Source organism: Microbulbifer variabilis (assembly GCF_052468405.1).
This window is the reverse complement of sequence record NZ_CP174343.1, coordinates 856528-867652: the sequence shown is the minus strand read 5'-3', so window position 1 is coordinate 867652 and position 11125 is coordinate 856528. Positions and strand designations below refer to the sequence as shown.

The following is an 11125-nucleotide window of genomic DNA, read 5'->3' as shown; positions in this document are numbered from 1 at the left end:
TGGCCTTAACCCTTGGCGACCCAAAAGAGAGCTACTTGTTAGTCTTTCTCGCCAGAAAAAAGCAAGGATTCATATTCGAGCATTTTGTATCCACATTGTTAATACGACTATTAGCAGCCGCTCCACGAGTGTCAGCTTCATTTCGCTTTTTGATCGTTGTCTTCCCTATTCCCGGAATTCGCTTACAGTCCATTTAGAGCCTCGTGCAAACAGCGAAAGCTCAACTTCTCTGTTGGCATCCGGTCTTTTTCTTTAGCAAAAACTAACCGCAGTGCAGTCACTCCCCTAACGGTGTCACCTGTTAAGACAAACCGGTTAATAATTCCATTGAATACATTATCCAGACTGCGGAGCAGATACGGATGGAAGTGCAAGGCAAAGCAGTGAATACCTTGCTTGGAGGTATAGAAGCCGGCGGTACAAAGTTAAATTATGCAATCGCCGCCGGGCCGAATAGAGTAAAGGAAAGGGCAAGGTAACCAAATTTTTCCACGCCGGCACCCAACCTCATGGCTCTATGCCTGCACTGGATATCGCAAGTTTTGGACCAGAAGATCTGGATCCACAACCCAAACACTACGGATATATCACTGCCATCCCTAAAAGCGGGTGCCCCAACACCAACATGGCCGGCCAACTGAAGAAGGCCCTCTCTATCCCCGTGGCTTTTGACACTGATGTCAATGGCGCAGCGTTAGGAGAACACCTGCGCAGGGCCGCTATAGATGTAAAGAGTTTATTTATTACCATCGGCACCGGTATCAGCGCCGGGTAATAGTGGATGGTAACCGGCGCCATGCTCTCGGAAATCGGCCATATGTTGATGCCACAGGACCGATAAAGAGATCCCTATCCAGGCCACAGCCCATTCCATGGCAATTGTCTGGAAGGCCTCGTCTGCGGCCCCGCATTGAATCCCGCTGGGGCTTGCGCGGCCAGAGTATAGACAGGGACCATGCCGCCCGGGACCTCAAACCGGATATCTGGCCACTATGTGCGTGAACCTGACCTGCCGCTACTCACCGGAGCGAATCATCCTCGGTGGTGGCTTCATGGAACAAGCGTGCCTATTTGCACACATTCACCACAAGTTTCTCAACCTGGCAAGTGGTTATTTACCCCAGGTATCCCAAGGCAACATCCGCTCTTTTATAGTCCCACCAAAATTCGCCGGCCGCTCTGGCGAGGTGGGCTCTCTGCGTATGGCCCAGGTACTTTGCCCCAACTGTTAGATAACCAAATCCTCCCTCACGGGATGTGGAAGCGCCAGGGGAATATTCCTGGCGCCACTCCACCCGCCAAACTGCGCCCCACAACTCCCTTTCCAACTTATATACTCATCTTTGCGACTGTTGGCACAGCGCAAGGTAGCTAGTCTTGTATCCGATCTGATAGGCTTGTCAGTCTTGACCGCCTTATGACGGGGCTGAGCACACTTAAGCGTTGCTCAATAAGGGATGAAGATGAAAATAATTAAAATATTGACAGTTGGCTTAATGGTTATGGCCACGCAGCTTGTGCAAGCCGGCACTGCTGAACCTACAACATTTACCCGCCAGGGCATTCTCTCTTACAACTTCCATTCCGATTTATTGGGGCGTGGATTTGTTATTGATGTGCTACTGCCGCTCTCCTTTAACCCCGAAGACAATACCAGATACCCAGTGATTTATATGACCGATGGTTATATGAACTTCCCCATGGTGGCACCGAACCTGATCCATGAACAAGTTCCCGATGAGCAGGGTAATACCAAGCTTCCGCCGGTGATCCTTGTAGGTATCTCACACCCCTTGGACAGCTCCAACTTCACTTTGCGCTTAACGGATTTTACTCCGGTACCTGGAGAAATCAGGGGTAATACCCTGGGTGGTGGTGCAAATCAGTTTCTGGAATTTTTGGAGAATGAGCTTAAGCCCTTCATCAATAATTCGTTCAAAGGAGATGAAAGCGACGAAACACTGGCTGGCCACTCCCTCGGCGGACTGTTAGCCCTCCACGCCCTCTTCAATCACACCGATAGCTTCGACCGCTATGTGATCGGCAGCCCGAGTATCTGGTGGGCCAATAAGCAAATTCTAGAGAGTGAGCTTGCCTACGCTGAACGCCAGACTGACTTATCGAAAAGCGTGTATATGTTTATCGGTGGGGAGGAGGTCTGCTTAGAAGAAGGAGAGGTTTGTGGCGTTCAAGACTTTAGGGACCTGGCCCAGCGACTCAAGTCCCGCGACTATGAAAATTTGACTCTACGCAAGCGAGTCATTAAGGGTGAAAACCACGATACTGTTGTGAATCCAGGCTACGATAAGGGGATAGAGCAGGTTTTTAAAACCAAGGTGCTACCACGGAAGTATTCTTTTTAACCGCGAACCTGCCGGCCCTATAGCAGGAAAACGTTACTGGGCCCTGACTACTCGCCTAGCTTGCTATCCGTCACTAATGCTCTTCACTAATATACTCCCCGGCCTCTAAAAATACTAACATAGTCTTCTCCAGACGTTCCGCTGCGTCCTTAAAGGGCAAGTGATGACTATCTTTTAGTACCGAGAAAGATTTACCCCCTTTATACCTTTTATAATCTGCCTTTACCTGTGAAGGCGTGGTAATGGAATCATTCTCACCGACAACAAATAGAGCAGGAATCTGTAAATGATCGATACCCCCCTTTACGCTCATGGCCTAAAACTCATCGTGCATCTTGTCAGCCAGACTTCCACGCCGTTCCTGCCACCCAGGAAATCTCTCACTAATCTTTTCAACTGCTAGAAAATCTCAAATATCGATCCCATTTGCGTTACCACCATTCGCGCGCGACTCACCCAATTAGAAAGAAGCGGATAATACTCAGAGGGAGACTCATGATATTGTTGTACTCCTGTATTGCTAACTGGTTGCCGTCCTTCTCCCCCCATTGCAGGGTTGCTTCTAAACTGATTTCTACCTGCTTATGCGCATCCTGGGAGGAAGAGATAAACACCAGCCTCTCCAATGTCTCAGGATGCTCACTAGCCTAGAGAGCTGCAAGCCCCCACCACAAGAGTGGCAAATTAAAGTAACCTTATCCTTCTTATAGTGCTCATTTAGAAAAGAGATAACATTACGCATACCTTAATATTACTCTTTATCGTTAATGTATCGTCACTCACCTCAAGAGACTTGCCGGCCTCTATTTCATGAAGATAAGCCACTAAATACTTATCTTTGAGCGCCCGTTCAGCAGTCACCTGAAATAGAACCAACCCCAACTCCGCATCTCCCGAGCCGCCCTGTAGAAACAGAATTAATGGTTTGGATAAGTCGCTACCAGAAACCTAAAATTGTAATTTTGCATCACCACTTAGCACCTGCCCTTTGTACTTGATTTGATTACCAAATATCTAACAGACAAAAAATAAAAATGGCAAGGAGGAACTATAACCATAATGGATTAAATATATATTCACCGACTTGGAACTAAAACTCAACAAGATGTATTAATATCCAAGGCATTGACTAAATAAAATTAATGGAAAGCTAACAGAGTTAAAACTTGAAGACGCTTATATTACAAAAATACCAACAAAATACGAACTTCGAGACGAAATGGGGGGCTAAGACAGAGCAAAATAACAATAAGGTAGGAATTCTTCGCCTCACATATAAGAAGGGCCCCATTTCTCTTTACCGAGCTTAACCTTCTCACTTTATTGCGACACCCCATAAGAAATGCCGATAAATCAGTATATTACAACTCAACAAAAGACAGATGAAGAATTAGCAGAAGAGAGCATCAAAAAAACTATTTATGGAGTAGAGACAATCCAATATCAGGGCAAGAGAGCTGAAATATTGTTGTGAGCCAAGTAACTAAAGGTCACTCTGCTTATCATACGATCATTTTAAAAGGCCGCATAATAAATACGGCCACCTAATACAACCTTCTCACACCGCAGAGTGCGCCCCCTAAGAGGAGCTACTTACCAATATTGTACCAAGCAAAAGTGGGGCTGCTCTAGCTAGAAGACATTACCAGTTTTCAAACTACAAAACCTTTACAGAACACGCAATGAAATAATCTCACAGGTCTTAAAGGCGCTGCTTCCACTCCAAAGGCTGTCAGTATCACCAACAATCCGAACTGTAGATTTGGCATGGAGTGACGCCAAGATAGAAGCCACTGAGTTTTTTTGGCCTACACTCTCTTCCGACTTTATCCAATACTGATGACAACTCTCAGTTTCAGCGTCCAACTTCACAACCACTTCGCCATCTCTAGAGGAGGCACTCGAAAACACCTCGATATAGCGCACTGTCGATTCGTTAGCATCCCCTAGAGCCAGCACATCTACAGCTAAAAGGACCATAGTAAAGCTCAAAGCACTTAAAAATCTCATCAACACCTCAAAATTTAACTCTCAATTTACAACAATCGATCAACTGCTAGAAATTATAAGATTTTAACCTAATGACGTATAGGTATAGCCTTAAAATCTGTTAACCTTGAATGTCAAAACTAATTATAAATTATACCTGAGGCGTAATCGATATATTCCAAAAACTGCGATAGTGCTCTACTGAAAAAAACCTGATATTGTAGCCTTTCATTTACCCTCAATTTTTTAATTTGAAAAAATCAGTCTCACTTAAGCTTTTCAGGGATCATAATTGTACAATTTAATTATTGCATATAAGATCAAAAGGTCTAATCAAACAAACGTCTAAAGAGTGAAGTGAAAGCATAATATGCCTTACCCCCAAAAAGCATACATTATTACCAACAATCGAAAAATTTACTAACATAGGAAAATCGAATATAATCACTTAGTGTTTTACAGTAAAGAAAAATACCCTCACCCAATTATTCAATAGTATTTAAAATGAAAACATTTTTAGCCTTACTACTTATTTTTTTACCTACTATATGCCTCGCTGAGTTCACTTTTACAGGAAAGTTAAGTCAAATTCACACTGGGCCACAGTATCAGGGTAGAATTTTTGTTAAAGTTCAGGGAGCACCTTTAGGAGAGGTTTCCTGTTCAACCAATACAAACTATAGTTTTGCGTTTGACGGTATAAACAAAGATGCTAATGATAGTACCAATGAAGAGGGCAAAATATATCTCAGCCTGCTTTTAAGCGCCCTCGCCGCCCAGCAGACTGTTACTTTGAAGAGTAGCGATGACTGTACAACTTACCACAATGTTGCAGATTTGAGGAATCTCTCTGTTATGCCATAGAAAATATATAGCCATCGATTTGCCGTTTAACTTTTTAAATTAGGTCGAGCTTAAAACAATACAATCTACCCACTAAACAAACTGGCATTCAACTAGGCCTCTCACTTTTTGAATGCCGGCTTATATGCGCAAGGGAACGAAACCAAATAAAAATAGATCGTCCCATTCTACTAACTCAAAGCCTCGACCGTTAACAAACTCAGAATCATTCAGATCGATTATGTCCTGGGCAAGGCAAATTTATTGGACACGGTACCATTACTATTTTTTCTACTCAGGAAACATAACTGAAGACAGCAGTATTTTGGAGCCCGTATTATTGCACTCATAATAGCTAAAGCTAACGGTTTCCTTTGCCATATACGCAGACAGTAAGAATGAGAGCTTTGTATCAAATAGTTTTGTATCCTCAACAGTAAGATGAAAATCCACATCACTTTTACAGTTTATTTCTGAGCTGGTATTGGTGAAATTTTGCAATCTAATTTCAACTCCAGCATCGTGGACTTTCATATAGGAAATTTTTGAATAGGGAGTCCATTCGGCTCGACCTAGCAAAGGTACAAAGAAAATAATTAAGAACAATACTTTTCCGAAATCTTTCATTTTTTCTCTAAACAACAACCATCTTCTTCTAAACAGTCTTAACCAGTAAAAACTGTGGACTCCCACTCTTTCCAATTCTCACCACCCAGCTTGTGAGATCTAGCCCCTTGAATAAATGCTTCTCTAAATGCAGGAAGATTATTTGCAAATACTTCACGAAAATCGTTAGGAGCACTAACAATAAGTCGGCTCACGGGCTTAAATGGGTATTCAAAGAGCTGGATCAGGCTTAAAGGCTGCTTCATTTCCTTTAATTTTGCTTCGATCACATAAGCATCAGATTTACCTCCACCTTGAAGGTTCACCTTTCCTTCACGTGCATAGCACCATCCTGTCCAATCTTTTTCTTCTTTCGCTATAGCCGCACGGGCTTTCTGATCTGCTAAAGCTTGTGACTCTGCTTCGAAAGGAGTAATCACACTTTGTTCAGCATCAAAAAAACAACAAAAAGGAACAAGCAATTCCTCTTCTTTAGTGACGCTACCTATATATAAAGCATTACAGAGAGCAAAACCTGAATGATAGCCCAACAGTTTGATATTCATTGGAATGCCTTCTTAAAATTATGACTGATACTCGATTAAATATAAAATTAGCTCAAATGCCAATTAAATAAAACCAAATTTTAATATGTGAATTTGGCTAAAGATGCGTAAAGCTTTTTATGTAGTGAGTTTAAGGGCAAGACGAACCTTGCCCCCATTTTAAACTCAAGAAAAATAATCCAAAACCTTGCCAATAAGCTCTAGCTCTTGATGACCCTCGGGATCAATTTCTTTGCGAAGCACCCGTTTTATATAATCCGTATCTCCAAGCAATCCACGCACAATACAATAGTGTGTAGCCCAGATACCACGTGTTTCTTCAGGTACACTTAGGTAAAACGACTCTTTGCTGTCTAGACAATATTGCTTTCTTAAGTACGCCTGCCCAAACTCGATTATATTATCCAGGTCACGCATAACTTGCGCCACAGCTTCTCCCTGGCTTCCGAAATCTTTAGCATAAACTGTTAGATTAAAAGGGTTCTTTAGGTCATCTATTCTAATTCTCCTTGAAAAGGTAGCAGTTCGTCTCAGAGGAAGACCTGAAAGATGAGATGAAATATCTTCCACCTCTTTAATATAAACACCTGCAGCCGGCTGGGTTGTTACCCAAGCAGGAGAACCACTAAAATTCCAAAAGGGTGCTATTAATAGATCACAAAATTTCACTGGACGAGATCTAAACCTATTAGAAACAAACTGCCAATCTGGGAGTTTGGTCGCCTTTCCCTTGGCGGCCTCCAAGATTTCTTTTTTAAAAGTCATGGTAGACCTGCCTTTAATCATGTGGAGATTTTGTTGACCTTAGAATATAAACAAATATCTCATCCATCTGTCCTCTGAACCCGCCTTCATCAGCATTAGCACCACATGCACTTGCCTGGCCGGAGGTACATGCATCATAAACTACTTTTTGGTTTGACGTTAATGTTGCATTCCCTGTCTTAACTTCGAGAAGTGCACGTCCCTCTGAGTCAAGCTGGATCTTTCCTCCAGGTATATGATTGCCATTTAGATCATATAACTCAAAATCATCGGGTACATCAATAGCTCCATCTCTTCCGCCACCGGTCACTGAAAGATCTGCCCGCGCGATCATACCATGATATTCGTGCCCCTCGTTGTCATACTGAACAGTCACTTCTTTTTGAACTTTAATATTCGGTATTTTTCCATATTCAATAAAAATAGCATCAACCTGCTTATTATGAAATATGCGGTACTTATCGACATTGGCTGCAAATGGCGAACTAGTGGGAACTTGAACACCATTTTCATCTACATAGAAGTAATAAGATCCCTTCTCACTTTGTAAAACCGGTTTGCCATCTTCTAAAACTCCAGTATCTCTATATGCAACTCCCTCGCCCTTTTTACTAATATAAAGATCACCCTTCCGTTCGTAGAAGTCTGTCAGCCCATCTAAATATTTCTCTGTATCTACTTTACCGCCATTTAATTCAAGTCCCTCTTTATCATCTCGCAACTCTCTTCTGAGAATATATCCCTTAAGCCCCTCAAGAGCTAACTCACTTTTCTCACCAAGGAGGGTTAAAAATGCATCTCCTGTTTCTTTGGCAACATTTCCAAGCTGCTCCCCCCAGGCTTTAATTGCTTGGAAAAGCTCATTCTCATCCATCTTAGAAATGAGCTTATTACCAATTTTTCCTCCAGGGAACAGAGTAAGAACTAAATTGGTAGTACCATTAACAATAATATAATCAGCTAAAGCTTGATTACCTGCATCGACTCCTCCATCACGATAGGCCTCGTATATCGGGTATAAATCGACACCAAGTAGTGCAAGGTCAATTGCTTTTAAAATAACTGGGATTAAGAATATGAAGAGTGCATTATTCTCAGCAGTGATAGCGCCAACATCCGCTGCCGTATTAACACCCGCCGCTTCCGCACCCGCTAGAAATACAGAAAGTCCAGCAGAGAATCGAGCTAAATCTACTCCTTGCTCTTTTAACTCTGTAATTTGCTGCTCAATTGCACCTAACCCGTATTCATAACGGAAAATATCTGCAATCTGCTCACGAGAATAACCCCTACTCTCATAATCTGCTACATCGTCACCATATTTTTTAAATAGGTTATTGATTGCAGTATTCGCTTTATCAACCTGAGGCTTAGTTCTTTCCCTATAGACAGTGGCGGTAAATTCTCCAATAACTGCACCAGCTCCACCACTTACACAACCATCAGAGGCATTTTGCTGGCCAGAATTCTCTGCAGTAAGTACACCAATAACACAACCGGAACCCGCATGTGCGATATACTTCATCGCCGTATCCCAGTTACTTATCTCCGTATTAGTATCCTTAGGATCCCAAGCTTGCCCAATTTTTTTTGCCATATGGGCACCAAGACGGTTGATCCCATTCTGCATCAGTGACTGAGTAAAAGTATCCTCAAAGTCAGAATCATAAACTCCTGTTTGTATTCCTGCTCTAACTGCAGCATGAGTCACAGCCTGAGAAACCTGCTGCAAAGGTGACAAAACACTTTGTGCTGCTGCCGCATCGAAGGCAGCCTGGAAAGCTTTATCCGCAGCAGCGATATCACTAGGATTGATCGCTATCGCGGCATCAAAGGCTTCTTTACCTTTATTTATGGCATTCGTATCCGCTCCAAAGAAAGTGGTATCAACCTGATGTAAAACACCTGCAGTCACCATAGCAACAGCCAGCCCTTTAAAGGTCTCTGAGGATGCTAAATTCTCCATTGATCCAGCAATATCGCCATCGACAATTCCATTTGCTAGTGCAATAACTAATTGAGTCTCAAGAGTAGCGGTACCTGCGGCAACTGCGGCCTGCATCCAGGATGATGCAGTAAGGCTTGATCCTCCAGAGGCAATAGCCATAGCTATTGAAATCACAGCAGCAAAAGCTGGTGAAATACTAGTGCTGGATTCATTCCACTCTTCGTACTGAAGTTCAATAGCTGTCCAGTCAGCATTTGGAAATTCAGAGCGTACATATCCCATCCACTCCAGTCCTTCCATTTTGGAAAGCTGAGCAATTTGTTCATCCATCGATAAGGAGCGGTCACCTTCATATTCCACGTTTACGGTGGAAAAGGCTTTAACTGCAAGACCACCAACAATTGAATTGGTGACAGCTTTTTCAATAACGTGACCTTCAGACTTAACCGATACAGTAAATAAACCCTTTTTAATTGAGGTGTAGCTATACTGGTCTGTCTCTGTTGTCATCAACAGGTTGACACCGCCGTTTTTGGCCTGAATTTTCGTGCCATCTTCACTGGATATATCAGCTGCGCGGAGGGTGATATCTCCATACTCACTATGCAGTCGAATACCTTCGCCAGCATCCAGAAGTGAGCGTATTGCTACCGTCTGATAAATAGATTCTTCAATCTTTCGCTTACCATATTTCCCTTTTCTATAAGATTCCCTGACGTTCAGATTGTCTTCTATGGTAATACCGAGACCAGACAATATCTCAATATGACCGCTATCGCTAATAATCTCAGAAGCATCAATTAGAATATTTCCCTGTGCTATCAGTGCAATGGTATCGCTGGCTGAAAGCTTGGAGGCCAAGTGAGCAATTGAGGAGCTGCGATAAGATATCCCTCCAGAAGACCCTTCTCGACGGTTGGTGATTTGCTGACTGCCGATATAGATATCACCACCCGCTTCGAATCGTATGGATTCTCCTGCAGAGACTACAGATCCTTGTAATATAATATCGGAGCTGGTTTTAAAGTAGATATCGCCTTCAGCATTAATTTCTGCTATAGGACCAAACCGTTCAGATTGAAATTGTCCTAGGTTGTAACGGTGAACAATAGTGCGGTTTTCAATAGAGTGCGCACCAATAAGCAAGTCTCCTTCACTTGAAATCAATCCGGAAATATTCTGCAGGGAACCTCCTGCAACTATTTTTAGATCATCTTCGGCGATTAAGTTACCCTGGTTATTAACCAAGTTCTCAGCAATCTTTAGGAATGAAGCTCTGCGGAGGGTAACATCGGTGTTGTCTATTTGTAGTCCGCCAAGCTCAACAAGACTACCGCCAAATTCATTTTCATCACCGGTAACTTTTTGTGCATCTATGGTGGAAGACTTCAAATAGAGGATAGGAACCAGAACATTCTCACCATTGATATAGCGCACTTCTGGCCAAATCATATCGGTTGTAATCTGACTGGCAGATAGCCCAAGAGGTTCGCCAAATATTTTCCCGGAAACGAGTGCATAGTTATATGCGTTATCATATAACTTGCTAATTTGCTCGCGTTCTGTGCCGTAGACCTGCGTATTAATCAGATTCCTGCCGAGCTGGGCATAGACTTGTGAACGAATATAACGACTCTGGACAAAGTTTGTACCCACCCGCTTAATTAATGGGTAGTGAGGCAGAATAACCGTAATATCGCCTACCCCAATGGGTATCATCAAGGGCGCAGGTAGATTTTCCTTGCTGCTTTCTTTTAAACGTTTAAAAAAGCTCTCTATATTTACATCTGTTTGATGGGCGTTTGTATCCAAATAGTCAGCGGACTTAAATTGATATTCGTTGTTATTTTCTCGCTGAAATAGATGATTGGCATTCAGCTCAGCTTCAATAAGTGCAGATTCTATAATCCCAGCAACACCAGCCATAGCAGGCATACATAGCTGCATAGAGAAAAAGAAAGTCACCACGGAAGCTATGAGACGCTGCCACTTGGTGTAACTAGACCTTTCTGTCTTTTTTTCTGTATTCATTATCATACTTCCCT

At 42.7% G+C, this 11125-nt stretch carries 11 protein-coding genes; 4 read left to right on the top strand and 7 right to left on the bottom strand.

From position 1 onward, the window contains the following. Positions 1–517 precede the first annotated feature (517 nt). From ACJJJB_RS04230 to ACJJJB_RS04220, 3 genes are all read left to right on the top strand, one after another. Positions 518–775 (top strand): ROK family protein, encoded by a 258-nt coding sequence (locus tag ACJJJB_RS04230; protein ID WP_445365790.1) that lies wholly within the window; start codon positions 518–520, stop codon positions 773–775. A 217-nt stretch (positions 776–992) separates the two neighbouring features. Then, on the top strand, positions 993–1232 hold the full coding sequence (locus tag ACJJJB_RS04225; protein WP_445365789.1) for a hypothetical protein: 240 nt from the start codon (positions 993–995) through the stop codon (positions 1230–1232). Between the two features lie 231 nt (positions 1233–1463). Continuing rightward, complete coding sequence (locus ACJJJB_RS04220; protein WP_353375007.1) at positions 1464–2363, top strand: alpha/beta hydrolase; 900 nt, start codon at positions 1464–1466, stop codon at positions 2361–2363. 73 nt (positions 2364–2436) lie between these two features. Here the strand turns inward: ACJJJB_RS04220 and ACJJJB_RS04215 are convergent, their stop codons facing one another. From ACJJJB_RS04215 to ACJJJB_RS04205, 3 genes are all read right to left on the bottom strand, one after another. Continuing rightward, positions 2437–2676 carry an alpha/beta fold hydrolase gene (locus ACJJJB_RS04215; protein ID WP_445365788.1) on the bottom strand — a complete coding sequence of 80 codons (240 nt, stop codon included), beginning with the start codon at positions 2674–2676 and terminating at the stop codon, positions 2437–2439. Between the two features lie 139 nt (positions 2677–2815). Further along, the gene (locus ACJJJB_RS04210) at positions 2816–2977 is read right to left on the bottom strand and encodes a hypothetical protein (RefSeq protein WP_020411831.1); all 162 of its coding nucleotides are present in this window, start codon (positions 2975–2977) and stop codon (positions 2816–2818) included. A 1054-nt stretch (positions 2978–4031) separates the two neighbouring features. Then, positions 4032–4373: a hypothetical protein gene (locus tag ACJJJB_RS04205; RefSeq protein ID WP_020411829.1), complete on the bottom strand. Its 342-nt coding sequence runs from the start codon at positions 4371–4373 to the stop codon at positions 4032–4034. A 483-nt stretch (positions 4374–4856) separates the two neighbouring features. Here ACJJJB_RS04205 and ACJJJB_RS04200 point away from each other — a divergent pair, with 483 nt between their 5' ends. Continuing rightward, on the top strand, positions 4857–5216 hold the full coding sequence (locus ACJJJB_RS04200) for a hypothetical protein (protein ID WP_445365787.1): 360 nt from the start codon (positions 4857–4859) through the stop codon (positions 5214–5216). A gap of 270 nt (positions 5217–5486) precedes the next feature. Here ACJJJB_RS04200 and ACJJJB_RS04195 read toward each other — a convergent pair whose 3' ends face one another. From ACJJJB_RS04195 to ACJJJB_RS04180, 4 genes are all read right to left on the bottom strand, one after another. Beyond that, complete coding sequence (locus ACJJJB_RS04195; RefSeq protein ID WP_020411827.1) at positions 5487–5822, bottom strand: hypothetical protein; 336 nt, start codon at positions 5820–5822, stop codon at positions 5487–5489. Between the two features lie 38 nt (positions 5823–5860). After that, positions 5861–6367, bottom strand: a complete 507-nt coding sequence (locus ACJJJB_RS04190; RefSeq protein WP_020411826.1) for a hypothetical protein — start codon at positions 6365–6367, stop codon at positions 5861–5863. A gap of 165 nt (positions 6368–6532) precedes the next feature. After that, a complete protein-coding gene (locus ACJJJB_RS04185) occupies positions 6533–7132 on the bottom strand; it encodes a hypothetical protein (protein ID WP_026304915.1) in 600 nt (199 codons plus the stop codon). Between the two features lie 13 nt (positions 7133–7145). Beyond that, positions 7146–11117: a DUF637 domain-containing protein gene (locus tag ACJJJB_RS04180; protein WP_445365786.1), complete on the bottom strand. Its 3972-nt coding sequence runs from the start codon at positions 11115–11117 to the stop codon at positions 7146–7148. Between the last annotated feature and the right edge of the window lie 8 nt (positions 11118–11125).